At 48.4% G+C, this 19,416-nt stretch carries 15 protein-coding genes; 10 read left to right on the forward strand and 5 right to left on the reverse strand.

Translation table 11 applies throughout. From position 1 onward, the window contains the following. Positions 1-603: 603 nt before the first annotated feature. Positions 604-1,569: a hypothetical protein gene (locus tag YC6258_RS22650; RefSeq protein ID WP_044618923.1), complete on the forward strand. Its 966-nt coding sequence runs from the start codon at positions 604-606 to the stop codon at positions 1,567-1,569. Here YC6258_RS22650 and YC6258_RS31220 read toward each other — a convergent pair. Further along, the gene (locus YC6258_RS31220; RefSeq protein ID WP_169749012.1) at positions 1,549-2,268 is read right to left on the reverse strand and encodes a LuxR family transcriptional regulator; all 720 of its coding nucleotides are present in this window, start codon (positions 2,266-2,268) and stop codon (positions 1,549-1,551) included. The genes YC6258_RS22650 and YC6258_RS31220 overlap by 21 nt on opposite strands. 2,379 nt (positions 2,269-4,647) lie before the next feature. Here YC6258_RS31220 and YC6258_RS22665 point away from each other — a divergent pair. Next, entirely contained in the window at positions 4,648-4,989 is a 342-nt protein-coding gene (locus YC6258_RS22665; RefSeq protein WP_044618926.1) for a luciferase domain-containing protein, read from the forward strand. 98 nt (positions 4,990-5,087) lie between these two features. Here YC6258_RS22665 and YC6258_RS22670 read toward each other — a convergent pair whose 3' ends face one another. Then, positions 5,088-5,288: a hypothetical protein gene (locus tag YC6258_RS22670; RefSeq protein ID WP_044618927.1), complete on the reverse strand. Its 201-nt coding sequence runs from the start codon at positions 5,286-5,288 to the stop codon at positions 5,088-5,090. Between the two features lie 21 nt (positions 5,289-5,309). Here YC6258_RS22670 and YC6258_RS22675 point away from each other — a divergent pair, with 21 nt between their 5' ends. Next, on the forward strand, positions 5,310-5,531 hold the full coding sequence (locus YC6258_RS22675; protein WP_052830502.1) for a GyrI-like domain-containing protein: 222 nt from the start codon (positions 5,310-5,312) through the stop codon (positions 5,529-5,531). 105 nt (positions 5,532-5,636) lie between these two features. On the opposite strand, the gene YC6258_RS22680 is transcribed toward YC6258_RS22675, so the two are convergent. Then, positions 5,637-7,799 (reverse strand): methyl-accepting chemotaxis protein, encoded by a 2,163-nt coding sequence (locus YC6258_RS22680; protein ID WP_044620328.1) that lies wholly within the window; start codon positions 7,797-7,799, stop codon positions 5,637-5,639. Between the two features lie 778 nt (positions 7,800-8,577). Here YC6258_RS22680 and YC6258_RS27660 point away from each other — a divergent pair. After that, positions 8,578-9,822, forward strand: coding sequence for a M12 family metallopeptidase (locus YC6258_RS27660; protein ID WP_052830503.1), 1,245 nt, complete (start codon positions 8,578-8,580; stop codon positions 9,820-9,822). Between the two features lie 256 nt (positions 9,823-10,078). On the opposite strand, the gene YC6258_RS22690 is transcribed toward YC6258_RS27660, so the two are convergent. Beyond that, positions 10,079-11,101 (reverse strand): DUF6976 family protein, encoded by a 1,023-nt coding sequence (locus YC6258_RS22690; RefSeq protein WP_082070858.1) that lies wholly within the window; start codon positions 11,099-11,101, stop codon positions 10,079-10,081. 219 nt (positions 11,102-11,320) lie between these two features. Continuing rightward, positions 11,321-12,382, reverse strand: coding sequence for an alkene reductase (locus tag YC6258_RS22695; protein WP_044618928.1), 1,062 nt, complete (start codon positions 12,380-12,382; stop codon positions 11,321-11,323). A gap of 280 nt (positions 12,383-12,662) precedes the next feature. On the opposite strand from YC6258_RS22695, the gene YC6258_RS22705 reads away from it, so the two are divergent. The 6 genes from YC6258_RS22705 to YC6258_RS22730 are packed head-to-tail and all read left to right on the forward strand — an operon-like array spanning position 12,663 to position 19,414. Next, the gene (locus YC6258_RS22705) at positions 12,663-13,394 is read left to right on the forward strand and encodes an RDD family protein (protein WP_044618930.1); all 732 of its coding nucleotides are present in this window, start codon (positions 12,663-12,665) and stop codon (positions 13,392-13,394) included. After that, a complete protein-coding gene (locus tag YC6258_RS22710; RefSeq protein WP_044618931.1) occupies positions 13,391-14,359 on the forward strand; it encodes a stage II sporulation protein M in 969 nt (322 codons plus the stop codon). Before YC6258_RS22705 ends, YC6258_RS22710 begins: the two co-directional genes overlap by 4 nt. Further along, positions 14,346-15,848 (forward strand): hypothetical protein, encoded by a 1,503-nt coding sequence (locus YC6258_RS22715; protein WP_052830504.1) that lies wholly within the window; start codon positions 14,346-14,348, stop codon positions 15,846-15,848. Before YC6258_RS22710 ends, YC6258_RS22715 begins: the two co-directional genes overlap by 14 nt. Then, on the forward strand, positions 15,838-17,055 hold the full coding sequence (locus YC6258_RS22720; RefSeq protein WP_044618932.1) for a DUF4350 domain-containing protein: 1,218 nt from the start codon (positions 15,838-15,840) through the stop codon (positions 17,053-17,055). Before YC6258_RS22715 ends, YC6258_RS22720 begins: the two co-directional genes overlap by 11 nt. Beyond that, positions 17,052-18,044, forward strand: a complete 993-nt coding sequence (locus YC6258_RS22725) for an AAA family ATPase (protein ID WP_044618933.1) — start codon at positions 17,052-17,054, stop codon at positions 18,042-18,044. Before YC6258_RS22720 ends, YC6258_RS22725 begins: the two co-directional genes overlap by 4 nt. Next, entirely contained in the window at positions 18,041-19,414 is a 1,374-nt protein-coding gene (locus YC6258_RS22730) for a DUF58 domain-containing protein (RefSeq protein ID WP_044618934.1), read from the forward strand. Before YC6258_RS22725 ends, YC6258_RS22730 begins: the two co-directional genes overlap by 4 nt. Positions 19,415-19,416 lie beyond the last annotated feature (2 nt).

The raw sequence follows: 19,416 nt of genomic DNA on the forward strand, positions 1-19,416 counted from the left end.
TAGAGAAACCACAAAAAACAATGACAACACAATGTAAAATGGCAACAGAGGGGCAATATGACGAACAGCCGCCGAAACTGTCTGCCGGTTATTATCTGGTCATCAAAATACACCTGTAACATTTTCCACTATAAATTTCGTTACCAGAACCTATCATTGGCTCACCTGTCTTTATTGGATCTGCTAATACTTATTGAGTGATGAAATGATAAAGCGTGCAAGGGGATGTGTAATAACCGTGAATCCCTGAATCCGGATAACAGATTGAATCCGGAACATCCACAGGGCTCAGCCATTCATAGCGTCAAAAACTATTACAGAACGAGCAGTTTTAGGATGTTTGAAGTAAAAGCTCAGAACAGAACCTTGTTCTGACTTTGAAAATATGACCCGCAGAGCCTTATTTACTGCGAAAAAAAAGACTCAAATAAATATTGGAACCTCTAAATAACGTCGGTGAGGAAGCCAGGAAAAAGCAAACGATCTGTTAAAAAATCGGTGGTTTATAAAACATAAATAACCAGTTTGAGCAGATTGTTAATGCCGGATTGGCGACACAGACTGCTATTCAGAAATTCCTGTTCATAAGGACTATCCCACTTAATGTTTATTAGCGAACATATCACCAATGCTCTGAACAAAGCCAAAAACCTGTCTCCACGTTCGGGCATCGCTTGGGTATTACTTGACCGCAACAGAAAGCTGCTCTGCAGTCATGCCACGACCCCCAGCCATTTGTTGACCCAAACATTGATTCAGGATATTAAAAATCACAGCAGCAGCTGCACTGCGCTGTATCTGTCCCTGCGACCAAGTCAAAGTATTATGGACGTCAGATCACTGGTAAAAATTATCGATAGATCTGTCATAGAGGAAATATATATTGGTCATGATACCGATACTGAAAATACATCCAGATTATGGATAGCATGGTCTGAAAAATGGTCTGGCAGTATTCATTGTTTGCCGCATACAGGACTGACCGACAAACTGGCACTGGGCATAGAAAAAGGAGAGTCTTCAGGACTTCCGTGGCTAAATGCTGTGACAGCGGCAAACTTCTATAATGCAAGTATTGAGCTGAACGAGTTAGAGGATGAGTTCGGATTTTTAAGCTATTTGAATGAAGTCAGCCGGCAAAGTCAGACGATCATTTGCAGTCAATCGCAGAAAAAAATACTGCCTTTGCTACCGGCCACCGGTTTCGATAAAAAACCGCTGAATATTGTTCTGGTAGATCATGAAGAAGCCATACTACCTGTTTTAAAAAATGATATTAAGCAGGCCGTTTTCAGCACGCTGATATTTTGCGACATGCAGATGTTGGCCTACCTGTTAAACGAAGTGCTGGTAGATGAAATCACATTCCATACCAAAGCCGCTGATCCGATCATATCAGACGCGGATACTGCTCTTCCTTGTATACATTCCCGAAAACAGGCGTTTTCAAAACTGAACGATTGGCAATTGCAGTCCAGTTCAATCATCGGCAATTGCAATCAGATCAGACTATTCCGCTCGCATTCACTTTCCGTATCCGATAACACTTCAGAGACTCGGCTTAATTAATCCATAAGTGATTGCTTTTGCAACCGCGTGCTGGCGATTGGAAGCTCCCATTTTTCTGGCCGAACAGGAAAGATGAAAAACAACTGTTCGTTCAGTAATACCTAGAATCTGGGATATTTCCCAGGTGGTCTTACCTTCACACGCCCAGAACAGACACTCAAGCTCTCTGGCAGAGAGCTTAAAGGCTTTGGGATCCTGATCCATGGTCGACTTAATACGGTTATAGGCGTCGAACAACCAGTTCGAAAACACCTGTACTTCCGTCAAACCTTTATTCAAACGTTCATCGACATTATCTAAATCACGGGTGGCGAGGCTGAAAATCACAATTTTTCCGTTTGGCGACCGAATTGGAATGGAACAACCATTCACCAGCCCGGCCTCTCTGGCCATCTCCAATATTTCGGATCCTTTGGCATCGATGTATTGCTCAAGCTGAACCAGTTTATCCCAGCGGACCGGTGCAGTGTTTTCAAAGCAGTACTTTACGACTGGATCATTTCTGGCCATATCCTCTTTGAAATAACGGGCCATCCATTCCTTTGGAAAGTTGGTGATAGTTTCCAGTTTCGGAGCAGTCAGAGATGTCAAAGTACAAACGACAAACAGAAAGTATTCAAAACTGCTTGCTTGAGAAAACTCAAAACAAAGACGCTCCAGATCCTGAGGCGAATCACAAGATTCGAATTTATCTAACAAGTTATCACTTAAAAACAAAGACACGCGAGCTGACCTCCCAATAATCATCTTGTGTCTATACAACTAACCTGGCTCATGAATGTCCGCCACCTGAAAACCAAATAGCGGATCATCGGTATTTACACCCTGGCAGGAATCCGAAATTATTCATTGTGAAGGATAATTTCAAAACCATTATCCAAGTTTCATATGAAAACATTCCAGGCAACTTTTCAGAGCATATACAAAAATTACCGATGCAAGCGAAATCATTCTGAATTCCATATCAGGGTCATCACTTTTCATTCACACCACGGCAGGACATCTGTGTTTCATAACCAAAATGAAACGGATACCTGACAGCTAGATCAATAGTTCGTACACTATTTTAATTATAAAAATCCAATGCAGCATGCAGAAGTAAGCAGTAGTAAAAACACTCCGAACTCTGTTCATCAACCTCTGTCACGCACTCGACAGTTCAAAATTTCAGGAACATCGGACCACGCTACATTTATCAAATTATTAACCTGCCAAGTATTTATGTCGGGTTAATAGTGTGATGCAGGGATGCACCAAAGTGTCGACCACACCATTGGCCATAGCCCATGCGAGCCTCGACAAATCAAGCGGTCCGACGATTCGGTTTTTTGCACAACACCGCCAGATTTCTCGGGGCGACAATTAAACAGATCAGGACGATCTATTTAATTACTAAGTTAATATCAAAACACCAAGGAGTTTAAAAACAGCTGACTCGCATACAACGGGGTGTCAATTCTGCCTGTATTTTCATCGTAAAAAATGTCTATTCTTCCCTGTTCTGACATTTTCGAGAAAACATATTGACTGCAAATTTCCAGGCAGCATTCCCAAAACATGAGCATGGCTCATGTTTTGGGATTTTTTAGGTTTCAGAAAACTTTAATACTTAACACTATAAATATTAAATTACTCTGAAATTACAGAATCATTTCAGACATTTTCAATAGTGCCATTTTTACCGGCACAACAATAGAACTTTGAAGAGTGGATTTTTATTTTCATCCTAAAGTATGAGCTTAATATTCCATACTTATTTAAAGTAGTGTTTTAAATCTTGATAATTTTATCTTAAGGAATACATGAAATTTTCAGCTCCATAGCTCATCAAAGATACTGAAATCATGTTAAATCCATAAAAATCCACAAACCCGTTCCATCATACTTCAAATCATCAAACGCACCATTTTAGATCTATAAAATATGTATCCTTTATGACGAAACAGACAGATAGGGAAAATTTCTTACTTATGGTTATTGGTCAAATAAAATATGTTTTTTGCGTCGGCAAATGATGCCTTAACAAGCTTCTGATTTTGTTACTGAAGCAATGAATCAATCCGTCGCAAGCAGATTTGCGTCACTCTACTGGTCAATGATCAGGATACAGAATGTCGACAGCCTCAAAAGCAAGACAGCAGTCAAACACTTTGTGGCAGAGAAATCCATACAATCAGTCAGGCTCAACCGACATACCGACATACCGACATACCGACATACCGACATACCGACATACCGACATACCGACATACCGACATACCGACATGAACTTTAACCAAATATCAGCCCCCCAGCCAACGGACAAAGACCCTTCATCTATAGAATTATCATCATAACGATTTAAAAGAGAACGGATATGACTACCGTCAATGAGACTATCTATATATTTTTAGTGTATTCCCCGGTATTACCTACGAAACCTCATCAGCGGCTTTGGCAATCGTATCAAAACTGACCCGTACGACAACTCAGATCTTTTTTTTCGCAGGACTTTTCCGACTCAAAAAACAGGCCATGCCAAATAGTAATTATGATACTAACACCATCTATATTCATGTTGGATTAATAGACGATCTGATTATAGACCGGCATTGTCGTTGAAACGCAGTCAACTCTAATGTTAGTTATTGCTGAAATAATAATGACTATTATTAAAGCGGCCAATATTTGTTGTTCGCTTTTAGATGGATACTGCCAAATGAGCATCAGAGTGATTGCAATAATCTTTTTGACTGCCGGGTTGATCAGATTCAGAGCAGTCATACTCAGCAGGAACCTCTGTAGAATTTCGGCTGGCAAGCCAGGAAAAGGCAAAAACCTGTAACCAATCCGCCAGTATCAAAGTTGGCTGGCTCCGGTGTTTACCGACTGTGACGAAGTGTGAGCTGAGCCAGAGGCGGGAGTTTATGAGACAGAAATAATGGGCTTGAGAAGATTTTCAACGTCGCACCGGTGTATTCAAACTCTTGTACTAACTTAACGGGGAAGCAGGCTGTCATCGATATTGTTGCACAGGCAACGAGGATATCTTCGTTTATGCCTGACACATTCATAAAGTTAATATAAGCTGGATCAATCATGAACCACCTGAAAAATGTCCTGACTGACAAACTTGAAACGATGTTTGGCGTTCAGAATCTACCTTCACCGGTTGCAGGCGGCTCGTCGCTGTTCTTTAATGGCATTGAGTTCGCCCACTTTCATAATGACTTTGAACTTGATTTAAAGTTAACAAGGAAAATTATTTCGCAACAACAGCTCACGCACCCGACTGACTCAATATTTCACCCCAAACGGTCGGCGAACTCTCAATGGATAGAGCTGAGATACGAAAACCTTGAGGATGTTGATAAAGTGGTTGAGCTGGTAAAGCTGGCAATAAGACAACTGCCGGGTAGCCCCCCTCGTACCCGAAAGTAAACAAACTCTCCAGCCCAGGGTATCTGCCCACAGTTCATGACCCGCGCAGTTATTGTCCAGACGAGGATATTATGAATATTAAGCACATCAACTCACTCTCAATCCTCTGCCTGCATCGGCGTCTGACTCTCCCGGAGGTCGGCAGTTGCAGCATAGACTGCTGTGGAAAAATCCACGAAGTCCTGGTAAATGCCGATCTGAGTGCGGCCGGCCCATGACACTTTGTTTTTCATAACCTGCCAGAGGATACCAAAACCATTTTTGATGTTGCCTACTGCCAGCCGGTTACAGATGTTCATCCCGGTTCTCTGGAGCACGACGTGCAGTTCGAAAAACTGGCCGGCTTTCATTGCGCCAGCACGACATTCCAGGGCAGGCTTGCGGGGATATTTGCAGATGGGTACCAGCCTCTGATTGAGCAGATTCGATCAGCCGGTCATATATTCACTGGCGAAAGCCGGGAAATCTATCATGAATGGTTTGGCCCGGATTCTGAAGATAATGTCATTGAAATTCAGTTCGGTATTGAAATGAAAAGCTGATGATATACCGGCATATACGGTCCGCTCATAGCATGCTCCAACCTGCCAGGATATGGCCCCCTCACTGGTCCTCGCGACTGCCCAGGAACGGGCAGTCGGTAGGCATTAACGGGTTCTGAATTGATCCACCAGGGCAGTCAGCTGAGCAGCCTGTTCCGTAAGCTCATTGGCAGCACTGGCACATTTTTCAGAAATATCACTGTTGTAGTGAGTAACTTCATCGATCTGTTGAATACCCTGGCCAATCTGACCCATACCACTGGCCTGCTCACTGGATGCTGCAGCGATATCCGATACCAGACCCGACACCTCTGCCGCGCTGTTGACAATGATCTCCAGAGCGGCCGCGGTATCATCGGTAATCACCACACCATTACGGCTACGTTCCGCGGACTGGCTGATCAAGACAGCGGTCTGCTGCGCAGCTTCCGCACTGCGTCCAGCCAGTTGCCGGACTTCATCTGCCACAACGGCAAAACCACGACCATGGTCACCTGCGCGGGCGGCTTCGATGGCAGCATTGAGGGCCAGCAGATTGGTTTGTTCAGCAATAGTTTCGATAGCACTGATAATGTTGGTAATGTCCTGCCCCGATTGTTCAATTTCCTGCATGGCCCGCTTCAGGTCACTCATTCGGCGGTTTCCCTGGGTGGCTGACTGGTGGGACTGACCAGACAAAGCACTGGCTTTTTCTGCGTTATCTGCACTGTTTCTGATCTGCGTAGTAATCTGGTTAACAGTAGCACTGATTTCAGTCACAGCTGAGGCGGACTGGGTGGCCCCACTGGATAACTCATGGCTCATTTCCGCCACGCTGCCTGCTCGTTCACTGATAGCCAATGCACCATCCTTGATCTGACTGACCAATTGATTGAGATTGGCGACCATACGCTCCAGTGCCGTACCCAGTTGGTCGTGCTCAGACGCTTTTTTGACCGTCAGGGTGAGATCCCCCTGAGAAATTTTCTCCGCAACCAGTACCTGAGATTGCAGGCTATCTGCCATGTTATCCAGTGCACCGGCCAGCTGACCGACTTCGTCTTCGCTCAAATGTTCCATTCGCTGTGAAAAATCACCGGTTTCAATCATCCGCGCCAATTGTGCTGCCCGTTTTAACGGTCTGGCAATAGAACGGGCCGACAATGCCAATATGGCTAACGCCAGAACCGCAATTACAATTCCTACCGCCACCTGCACAAGAATATTACGTTCACTGCTGTTTTCTATTTCCCGGGCCAGAGCATTGACCCCGCTTAATACCACTTTCTGCGGTATCTGAATAAAGATCGCCCAATTTGTTTCAGCCTCGCCCACCCGTATTGGAGCCACCGCACGTACCGTATGATTTTCCGGCTCCAGATAGGCATCATCCGTTCCCTGATGCAGCAATGCTTCCACCACATCCCAGCCTTCTTCAAGAATAGTATTGAACGGCTGGCCGACCTTATCCGGTTGACCACTGTGAGCCACCAGTAACCCAAGCTCACTGACAATGGCGACTTCTCCCTGGCCGTCATAGAGGTCACTGTCAATCTGCTCACTCAGTTTCTGCAAAAAAGACAGGTCATAATCGACGCCGGTCACGCCATAAAACTGATCATTGGCGACAATGGGCACCGTCAGCTTCACCAGCCACCGGGTTTTATCTTTGACGGTCAACGGAATCGGTCCGGCGATACTTTCTTTACTCTGCTCTTTGGGAATCATGTACCAATCGTTCCTGGGCACGCCGTTGGGATACTTGGACGAACTCTCAAGTTCAGGTAATGGCACCACCTGGATGGAGCCATCGTCGCGAGTCCAGTAGGGAGCAAAGCGTCCGGTATCAAGGTTATTACCACGATCACCATTCATAAACCAGGCATCCTGACCATCCAATGCATCTGGCTCCCAATAGGTGAAGGTCGCATTGAGATCGGGTGAGGCGTTCAGCATTTCCAACAGGATACCGTTGACCTGATCACGTCCGAGAATAAGAGCATCACCAACATTCAGATTACTTTTCGATACCGAAAAAACATTCGCCAGTGTCCGGGCGGCATCAATTCCCCGATTCAACTTTTCAGAGGTCTGATTGACGTATCGATGAGCCAGATTCAGCAACCCTGCAAGAGCTTCATTTTCTACCTGGGCGCTGGCCTGATCCGATACCAGTTTCTGAGTAGCCAGGGAAGAATATATGCTGAATAAGACTAATACTCCGGCGGTCACCAGCAGGCAGGCTCCGCCAATTATCGCAATCTTGCTCTGAATAGACTTCAGTTTCATAACCCACATCTCTTGTTATTCCATCGGCACAAACCATGGTTTCACTGATCCGTTTTAAGATTTTCGTTCCGAAATATGTCAACTCTTAACCTTTGAGAATAGTTCAGTTAGCAAGATTCGCTAGTGAAAAGATGACAGAAACAGCCATCCATGACAGTTCTATGAAACAGACCAGTCCTGGCATCTGTCCCTCCCGAACCAGCAAATTTCTTCCACTGCATCGAGGTGCCGGACCACACCATTAGCCACGGTCAATGCAAGCCCCGAGAAAACAAGCGGTTCAACGATTCGGTGTTTCGTGTAACACCGCGAGATTTCCCGGGATGGCTACTAAAGAGATCAGGAGATCTGTTTAATTGCCGGGCTAATAGTAACAACGGCTATTTTCATTTCCATGCTGGTCCGGGCATTTTTCAGTCCCTAAAACAATATTTAAGCGGACTAAAACGACACCATAATTATAAAGCCATCCATCTGCAAAAGTAGCCGTCCACCATGAAAGCAGGACAGTGAACACCGAATCCTTACGGCGAAATACATGAAAATATTTCAAATTTAATTCTATCCGTGCATTTTCCGTTTTGAGGGCTTTTTCACAATCACTGAAAACCCAGTTCCATTAATATTTTGTTCTATGTCACATTCATATTTTCACCAATGCATACCAGTTCATAAAAACCAAATTGTTTTTCAAATTTATGAAGATTTCATGCAATTTACTGGTAACGTTCACAAAAAAAGACATCGACTCAATACCCAAATACCACAGGTACAAAAAATGAAAAAAATAATCCCACTCACCGCCGCGATACTTTTCGTAACAGCGTGTAATGATTCAGGATCCGAAACCGCTTCCGGTAACGGCCAGGATTCTATCTGGGGCTATAGCAGTACTGGTCGTAATCTGGTGGAAATCCAAACATCCAATGGTCAGACGATCAAAGCGGTCGACATCGACGGTATCGCTCATGTTGGTGACATGATGCTGGGCCGCACAGAAGATCTGTTACAACATGGTCTGACAGTAGCCGAAAACCAGGATCAACCTACCGCACAGGAAAAATCAATCTCCCGGGCAGCCACCATTTATCCATCTTCCGGTTTCAAATGGCCGGACGGAATCGTGCCATTTGCTCTGAACAGCAATCTGTCCAGTGCGGCCAGAGCGGATGCATTGAGTGCGATCAGTTACTGGAACACCAACACCAATGTCAAATTTATAGAACGTACCAATGAAGCCGATTATCTGCTGATCACCAACGGAAATGGCTGTAGTTCCTATGTTGGTAAAATCGGTGGTGCCCAGGCAGTCACCCTGGCATATAACTGTGGCATGGCAGCTGCGATTCATGAACTCGGACATGCTGTCGGATTTGAGCATGAGCAGACCCGCAGTGATCGGGACAATTATGTCAGTATTTACTGGGACAATATTCAATCTGGCATGGAATATAACTTTGAAAAGATAAATACCAGTAATCGCCACGATGTTGGTAATTATGATTACTATTCAATCATGCATTATCATGCCTGGGCTTTTTCGAAGAATGATCAGCCAACCATTCTGCCCAAACAGGACGACGTAGACCTTTACACCATGGGGATGGTATCAGAAATGTCTGCCGGTGACCTTGCCGCAGTCGCAGCCATTTATGGAGATCCCGGTAACGGTAATGACAATTCCGGAGACAATGACAACGATAATTCTGGAGATCCTGATCAAAATCAGGGTGAGCAATATTCCGGTCAGCTATCCGGTTCAAGAGCCACTAACATCCAGCCAAACGGTAACTGGTTCCAATATCAGGGTGGCACACTTTCAGCGACGCTGAGTGGCCCGGACAACGCTGACTTTGATTTATATCTGCAACAGTGGAACGGCAGAAGTTGGGTCAACGTGGCAATATCAGAAAGCTACAGCTCCAGTGAAGCCATCAGCTACGAGGCAGCCGCCGGTTACTATCAGTTTGTCGTACTGTCATACAATGGCAGCGGCAGCTATACCTTTACGCTTAAAAGATAAGCTGTTAACACAGCGGGAACGTTATGGCGGGTTGATATAGTGTAATGCAGGGACGCACCGAAGTGTCAGACCACACCATTGGCCATAGCCAATGCGATCCCCTGGAAATCAAGCGGTCCGACGATTCGGTGCCTAGTACAACATTGCCAGATGACTCGAAGCAGCCATCAAAGAAATCAGGATGATTTACTTGATTGCCAGGTTAACAAACTGCCCGCAGCAATATTGATCTTCCCGGACCTGGGGACTGGGAAGATCAGATTATCCGCAGATACACCATACTCTGGTTAATCAACTGATAGGCAATTTCACCAAATACCATCGGCCCGCGCATCTGGCCGGTGCTAACCCCTTCGAGCTCACCATAATAGTAGTTCAGTATGCAGTTACAACAGAAGGCGATCTGTCCTGAAGTATTAGGAATATGCTCAGCGAAAGCCTGCGAATACGAACCTATATTCCGTGCCAATCGATATTCCTGGCCATGGAACACAGGCGCATAAAATTTCACATAGTCGTCAGCAATTAATTGGAAACTGACATTGAGAACCGCTCCATCCCGATACTCCGTGACCAGTGGCAGTTGTGTGTCTATCTTGTTATTGCGCAGGTAACTGACCAGATCCGTTAACTGACCGTTAACCTCGACCTGGCGGGCGGTAAAACCTGATTCAGGAAAACACAACACATCACCATCACCGGGTTGAAATAAATTAACCGTTTCAATCGTTACTATGCGCTCTTCATCCACTTCCACATGCAGGGCAACAGCTTTATTGTCATACAGCTCACCGCTGGGTCCATACACCACTTTTGCAGTCCGGGTCAGCAGATCATGTACATCAACACCTGCTATCCAGCCGATCAGTGGTTGCAGGTAGATATTCTCAAACCCCGGAGCATCTTCAGCGAACCGTTTGTGCACCAGAGAATGGGCAGGAATAATCAGTAGAGTGAAGCCATTTTCGGGAGCTTCATTGCATATCTGGTCAATATTTCTGCTGTCGTAAATGCATAGCCTGGGTTCACGGCAGTCTCCAGGAAGATGATTGACGAACACCTTTTTCGGCTCATATTCGCCACCATTTTCGGCCATGAAATACGCGGTTGTTCCACCAATCCAGGAGCCTCGTGGTAATTGACGCAGCACCTCCTCATCACCAGCAATACTAAGCACTTCACCAGCCAGGATCATTTCAGCCGCCTGTTCCACCGTGACCAAATGCCCCAGAGTGATTTCTGGATGACTATGCTCCATCGCAACGGGAATTTGATTCATGCTCCGCCCTCTTGTTTTGTATTTTTTAGGCATGGCTGTATCTGGCGACAGCCATCATACAACGTTAACTATAGGCAGAAATTAGCAAGGGCTGTTTTTTTTTGAAGGAAAAATTTAAAAATGATCAGGTGAGGTACAAATTCGTAAACCTGGTAACTTCCAGCAGCCAGACAGATCACAAGACCTGTCTGGCGACAATATCAGTTAGCCAAACAAATATCAGACAGATAAAAACGGATAATCAATGTATCCCTTTTCACCCGCGCTATAAAATGTTTCCGGCTGAGGTTGATTAAGCTCAGTGTCTTGTTGCAAACGTTTTACCAGATCCGGATTGGCAATAAATAACACACCAAACGAAACGGCATCCGCTTTATTATCCTTTAACAATTGCTCTGCGGACTCACGATCCAACTGCTGGTTGGCTACGAACACACCGGAAAAATTCTCCCGGATAACTGGCGAAATCGGTTTTTCCACCTGCTGGGCTTCTCGTGCAAAAATAAAAGCGATAGAACGTTGGTTCAGCTGCCGGGCCACGTAAGAAAATAAAGCTTCCGGGTCGGAATCACCCATGTCATGGGAATCGCTCTGAGGTGCCAGATGCACACCCACTTTACCGGCTCCCCAGACATCAATCACTGCATCCACAATTTCCAATAACAGACGGCTGCGGTTCTCGATGCTGCCACCGTATTCATCAGAGCGGTGATTGGTGCTGTCCTGTAAAAACTGGTCAATCAGATAACCATTGGCCGCGTGAATTTCCACACCGTCAAATCCGGCGGCTTTGGCATTCTCAGCAGCTTTACGATAGATCAGTGATAGGTTTTTCACCTCTTCTGTCGCCAGCGCCCGGGGCGTGACATATTCTTTGATTGGTCGCACCAGACTGACATGACCGGCGGGTTTAATGGCCGATGGAGCCACTGGCAGCTCACCAAACAGAAAGAGAGGATCGGATATCCGGCCCACATGCCAGAGCTGCATGAAGATACGACCATCCGCATCGTGCACTGCATTGGTTACCTTCTTCCATCCTTCAACCTGCTCTTCAGACCAGATCCCTGGTGTATCAGCATATCCAACCCCTAAAGGAGTCACAGAAGTGGCTTCCGACAGAATCAGGCCGGCAGAAGCCCGTTGACGATAATACTGTACCATCAGCTCATTCGGCACACGTCCAGGGTTGTCTGCCCGGCTGCGGGTCAAAGGTGCCATGATGATGCGATTTTTCAGTTGAAAATCCCCCAACTGCAGAGGATCGTGAAGCATTGGCATAAATGTATCCTTGGAAAATTTAAGAACTCAAATAAGGTCCCGATCTTTAACGTTCAGGCCGCCGCGATATATGGGTTCTGTGTTCAACTGAAACAATACCCGCCGGCTGTGTTTATATAAAGCTTTCAAACAACTCCGACAATGACCATGGCAACAACCAAAATCAGTGGAGCCGGGCAGAAATTCGGCCACGGGGTTCAAAAAAACTGCCCGCTCACCTATGAAAATCTGCCTGACGCGATAGAATGCAACGCTCTTTTCACACATATGCAAGGCCAGGATGCTACTCGATACCACGATTGCAGTTGAAACTCCGGAGGGAGTGGATTTTACCGTGACACCCGCAGGCGTAGTGTCGAGATCACTCGCCTACACCACCGACTTCTTTATCCGCGTGCTGGTCATTGCCCTGGCCATGCTAATACTCGCTTTTCTGGGCGAGGCAGGAACCGGCATCGCCCTGGTGATTTATTTCCTGCTGGAATGGTTTTATCCGGTCTTCTTTGAATTGACCAAAGGTGCCACTCCCGGAAAAAAATGGTTCAAGTTGTACGTCATACATGATGACGGCAGCCCGATCACCTTCTCTTCATCGTTGTTGCGCAACCTGCTGCGGGCTGCCGATATTCTGCCGATGTTTTATCTGCTCGGCCTGATCAGCATGGTCTGCAATGGCCAGTTCAAACGCCTGGGGGATCTGGCCGCCGGAACGCTGGTGGTTCGAATGACTGCCATCAAAAACACCCCGGTCGAAACCACTTCTGGCGTCAAAGCACCCTCATTTGCCCTGACTGCTACAGAACAGCAGGCGGTGGTGCAGTTTGCTCAACGAGCGCAGGTACTGTCTTCCGCCCGTCGTCAGGAACTGGCCAATATTCTCAGCCCGGTTTTGAACGAACAGAACCAGCAGGCAGTCGAAACAATCGATCAAATGGCCAATTATCTGTTGGGCCGCAAACCCAGTGAACCAAACGATCCATCCACCTCCAGGGACGCTACGGAGTCATCGTGAAGCAGGAAGTATTTGAGCAACACAACCAGGCCTTTTGGCAAAGTTTCAGCACCCAGCTGGAAGAACTTGAACAGGGCCGCAAAGATTCTTTCAGACAATTTGCCAGTCATTACCGGCGTCTTTGCCAGCATCTGGCCATTGCCCGTCATCGTGGTTATTCCCAACACCTGATTATCTACCTCAATGACCTGATGCTGCGCGGTCATCAGATGCTGCACAAACGTCCCAGCCATTTCTGGCTGAGCCTGACTCATTTTCTGGCGGTTCAGTTTCCACACTCGATCCGTACCCAATGGCGCTATGTAATGGTCGCCACTCTGCTGATGTACCTGCCGGCGGTGCTATTGATCGGTGCCATTCAGGTGGAACCGGATCTGGTTTACCTGGTCGTCGATGCTCATCAACTGAGCGAATATGAATCCATGTATGACCCCAGTTCTGAATCCCTTGGTAAGAAACGGGAATCCTCAACGGATCTGCAAATGTTCGGCTATTACATACAAAACAATATTGGTATCGCCTTTCGGACCTTTGCCACCGGCATTGTCTTTGCGCTCGGCAGCATTTTCTTTCTAGTGTTCAACGGCGTGTTTTTCGGTGTGATCGGCGGTCATTTGACCGAAATCGGCTACACCGAAACATTCTGGACGTTTGTCATTGCCCACAGTGCCTTCGAAGTCACCGCAATAACTTTCGCCGGAGCGGCCGGCATGAAGCTAGGCTTCACGCTTCTGTCGCCAGGCGCCAGAACCCGTGCAGAGGCGCTGAAACAGGCGGCCCGGGAATGCATACCGATACTTTATGGCATGACCATCATGCTGTTGATCGCCGCGTTTATTGAGGCGTTCTGGTCATCCGATCACACCCTTCCGGCGACGGTCAAATACTCCGTTGGCGCGGCCATGTGGTTGATGGTAATCGCTTACTTCACGTTGGCCGGGAGAAGTGCGCATGAGCCCCGCTGATATAGTGTTCACCCTGCGCGCACGTGATCGTTACGAAGCCATCGACCTGGGCTTTCATCTTGTCCGCCGCTGGTGGCGGCAACTGTATCTGCTATGGCTGATCTGGATGGTTCCAGTGGCCTTCATCAGCTTTTGGCTGCTGCCGGAGCCATATTATGCCGGCCTGCTGATCTGGTGGCTCAAACCCATGTTTGAACGCAGCCAGCTGTATTTTCTCAGTCGCGCAGTATTCGGAGAAGTACCCGGCATCCGCGAGACACTGAGACAGACGCCCAAAATGCTGCGGATCCAATGGTTTGCCTCTCTTACATGGCGACGCCTGAGCACCACCCGCAGTTTCGATCTGCCGATCATTCAATTGGAAGGCCAGAAAGGTGCAGCCCGCAAGAAACGTTTAGGGGTACTGCATCAGGGACAGGCCGGCACAGCGGCTTCATGGCTGACGATAGTGGGCATTCACATCGAAAGCTTTTCCAGTTTTGCCCTGATTGCTCTGATGATGATGGTGCTGCCACAAAACATGGAGTTGGACTGGAAATACCTGCTGGATGCGACGTTTCTGCAATTTATCGCCACGGTCATTGCCATAGCGCTGATCGGCCCGTTTTATGTTGCCGGTGGTTTCGCCCTGTATCTGAACCGCCGCATCATCCTCGAAGGCTGGGATCTGGAACTCATGTTCCAGCAGATGACGCAGCGCATGCAGCCAGAACCACAACGACATAACACCGCAGGACTTGCCGGACTGGTGGCAGTGTTAGCACTCACTCTCATATTCAGCGCTGCACCAAAGCCGGCTCAGGCAGCAGAGCTGACTCCTGAAAGCGCCCGTGAAGACATTCAGACCATTATGCAGGGCCCGGATTTCCATACCCTGAAAACCAGCCGCATTCCAAAATTCCTGGATGATCGACAGAAGGAACAAAAAGAGCTGGATGAGCCCACCCCTCCGGACTTTGACTTTGACGGCTTCTCCGGTCTGGAGAGCCTTGCACTGATCTTCAAACTCCTGCTTTGGGGTCTGCTGATCAGTTGTATTTTGTCTGTACTCTACCGTTATCGCGATGCACTGTTGACCATCTCACTGCCGGCCCGCAAGAACAAATCCATCAGCGCGGCACCCACGCATTTGTTTGAACTCGACATTCGGGAACAATCACTCCCCGATGAACTGGTCACCGAAGCGGTTTCTCTATGGCAGCGCCAGGCCTATCGTGAGGCCCTGGCCCTGTTGTATCGCGGTGGCCTGTCACGCCTGGTCAACCAGCATGATCTGCGACTGAGCCGCGGTGCCACTGAAGAGGATTGTGTGGCTCTGGTAACAACCCGCGAAAGCCGTGAACTGAGTACTTACTTCGCTCAGCTGACCCAGGCTTGGCAGACCCAGGCCTATGCGCACCAGCAACCGGAGAGCGTGCTGTTCAACCAGCTATGCAAGCAATGGGATGCTCATTTTGGCCATCGTCAGGGAGAAACTCATGAGCCATAACCGCTTTCCACTTGGCGTCATACTGGCGATCATCGCAGCCGTGCTCGGGATCGTGGCTTATCAGAACCTGGAGTGGGTCGAAACGGAACACGATCTCGGCTTCAGCAGCAAAGCCCGACAACAGCCGTTTCTGGCGGCAGAACAGTTTTTGCAGCCCCAGGATATTGGCTTTGACTCCATAAACCATTTTCGCACCTTTGATGAACCGGACCTAGCCAGCACAATTCCGGTGGATGACACCATCATGTTGATGGATGCCTACGGGTCAATATCGGACAGACGCGCTGAGACACTGCTGACATGGGTCGCTGCCGGCGGCCACCTGATGGTGAGTACGGATAACCCCTACCTTAAGGATGTAGATCACGTCAGAGACCCGGTGTTTGATCTGTTTTCGGTCGAACGGATTCGTGGTTACGATGACTTCAATTCCGACCAGCTCGATACCCTCGAAACGCTGGACGACCTGACCGGCATGAACCTGATTGATCGCTGCGATGTCCTGTACGCTCAGGATACCTTCTCATTCAAAAACGATGACCATCAGGTCGAAGCTCATTTCATCACCGATGACAGCCTGGACGGTGATGGTGATGTATTCGGCGTGATTGGCGAACCGGGGCAATACCATATGCTGCAGTATCAGTATGGTGATGGCATGATCAGCTATCTGGTCAGTTTTAAGTTCTGGCAAAACAAAAACATCGGCTGTCTTGACCATGCCTATATTCTGGCCCAACTGGCACCGACCGCAGGCAACACTCTGCACGTGTATTACAACCACGATTATCCAAACCTGTTTGTGATTTTATGGCGCCATTTTTATGCGGTGGTGATCACCGCAACTATTCTGCTGATACTCTGGTTATGGTCAAGAATGAGCCGTTTTGGTCCGGTTCGCAGAGGGGAGCAGTATGCCCAGCGGCAAATCCTCGAACATATTCGCGCCAGCGCCGGATTTCTCTGGCGGATGGATAAAGGTGAATCCCTCATAGAGCAGACCCGGGCTGAGGTCCGGGGGTTGCTCAGACAACGTATTCAGCATATCGACCGGCTCAGTGAAGCCGAACAGATCCGCCAGCTGTCCCAACAACTGCGGATCACCGAAGACGCCGTCGCAGTGGCGTTATTCCAGCCGGCTCCAAAAGACCATGCCGGCTTTACCCATACCATCAGAGCGCTACAACATATCAAGGATAAATTATGAGCGACGCCCCTATTAATCACGCTATTGATCAAGAAGTCCAGGCTATCAGCGAACAACTGTCGGGCCTGAAAGCGGAACTGGAAAAAGCGATTGTCGGCCAGTCCGATGTCATCGAACACACTCTGATTGCCCTGATTGCCGGTGGCCATGTCCTGATTGAAGGCGTGCCAGGTCTGGGTAAAACCTTGCTGGTACGAGCGCTGGCCAAAGCTTTTCAGGGTAAATTCGGACGGGTTCAGTTCACACCTGATCTGATGCCCAGTGACGTGACCGGTCATTCCATGTACCAAATGGAAACCCAGACCTTCAAGGTCCGCAAAGGTCCGGTCTTCACCAACCTGTTGCTGGCGGACGAAATCAACCGGGCACCGGCCAAAACCCAGGCGGCGCTGCTGGAAGTCATGCAGGAGTATCAGGTCACTATCGATGGAGCATCGTTCGAGGTACCAACCCCGTTTATGGTGCTGGCCACTCAGAACCCGATCGAACAGGAAGGTACTTATCCGCTGCCCGAAGCTGAACTTGACCGCTTTCTGATGAAGTTGAAAATCGACTTCCCGGAACTTGAGCATGAGCAGGACATCGTCCGTCAGGTCACCGACCCTCAGGGTGCCAAAGTCGATTATCTGACTCGAATCAACACCATGACCACGCCTGAACAAGTGCAACACTGGCAACAGATTGCCTGGCAGATTCTGGCCGACGATGAAGTCATCGCCTATGCCGTCAGAATTGTCCGGTCCACCCGTGAATGGCCTGGCATCGCCCGGGGAGCAGGTCCGCGAGGCAGTATCAATCTGATTCGCGCCGCCAAGGTCCGGGCCATGATGGCCGGACGTTCCTTCATTATTCCTGATGATGTTAAAAAGCTGGCCCCCGCTGTGCTGCGTCACCGCCTGCTGCTGTCAGCGGAAATGGAAATCGAGGGTGTGGACGTTGATACGGTGCTGGACAGACTACTAGAAGAGACCGGGGCTCCACGTCAATGACACGACGCACGCTGCATCCCGGCAAACGCATGCTCCATGCCGGTCTGCTGATCATCACCGGACTGCTGTTGATACAGGGTTATACGCTGTGGAAACTGCCGGGCAGCTGGATACTGGCGGCTGGACAACCCATTAACGACACCTTGTTTTATGGCCTGTTGGCACTGCTCACTCTGGTCATTGTGATTCCGGCAATGGATCTGATGATGTCATGGCGGCTGCCACAGGCTCAGCTTGAACGCCAACTCAACCATAACCTGTCGATTGATAAATGGATCACTGTCACCTTAACCGTGGCCCATGACTTTCCACGCCCGGTGGAATTACAGCTGTTCGATCATGTGCCGGACAGTTGCGATTTTGAAGGACTGCCGGCAACCGTAACCGTCCAACCCGGTCATCGCAGCCTCGTCAGTTATCAGTTACAGCCCCGCCGTCGCGGTTCTCTGACCCTCGATCGCGTTGATGTGAAAGTGACTTCGCTGTGGGGCTTCTGGCAGTTACAGCAAACTCATCCGGTTGCAACATCTGTCAAGGTGTTCCCCGATTTCGCTTCTGTGGTCGATTATCAGCTGCTGGCAGTGGACCACCAGAACAGTCAGCTTGGTATCCATCACAAACAGCGCCGTGGTGAAGGCATGGACTTTCATCAGTTACGGGAATACCGGCGCGGCGATTCTCTGCGCCAGATCGACTGGAAAGCCACATCCCACCGCCAGAAGCTGATCTCCCGCGAATACCAGGAAGAACGCGATCAACAGGTCATTCTGCTGCTGGATGGGGGTCGCCGTATGCTGACCAGAGAAGGTAAAAGCTCTCACTTTGACCATTGTCTGAACTGCCTGTTGATGCTGTCGTATATTGCCTTACGCCAGGGTGATTCAGTCAGCATGATGAGTTTTGGCGCAGCCAATCGATATATGTCGGCCATCAAAGGTGCCAGTAATATCAACCGGCTGATCAACCAGTTCTATGATTTTTATCCGGACAAATCCGCCCCTGACTATCTGGAAGCTGCCCGTGAACTGATGCAGCGCCACCGCAAACGCTCGCTGGTAGTACTCACCACCAACCTGCGCGATGAAGACAGTGACGACATTCTGAATGCAGTGAAATTGTTGAAAAAATGCCACCTGGTGCTGGTTGCCAATCTGCGTGAGGAGAGTCTTGATCAGACACTGGCGCAACCGGTTCACAGTTTTGATGAGGCGGTTATCTATGCCGGCATCAATGATTACCTGCATGAACGTCGTCAATTGCAGAAACGTCTGCAGGCACAGGGAGTATTTTTTGCTGACTGTACGCCCAGTCAATTAACCGCTCAGGTCATTAACCGTTATCTGGCGATCAAACAGGCAGGGTATCTATAGGG

The organism is Gynuella sunshinyii YC6258, from assembly GCF_000940805.1.
Lineage (GTDB): Bacteria > Pseudomonadota > Gammaproteobacteria > Pseudomonadales > Natronospirillaceae > Gynuella > Gynuella sunshinyii.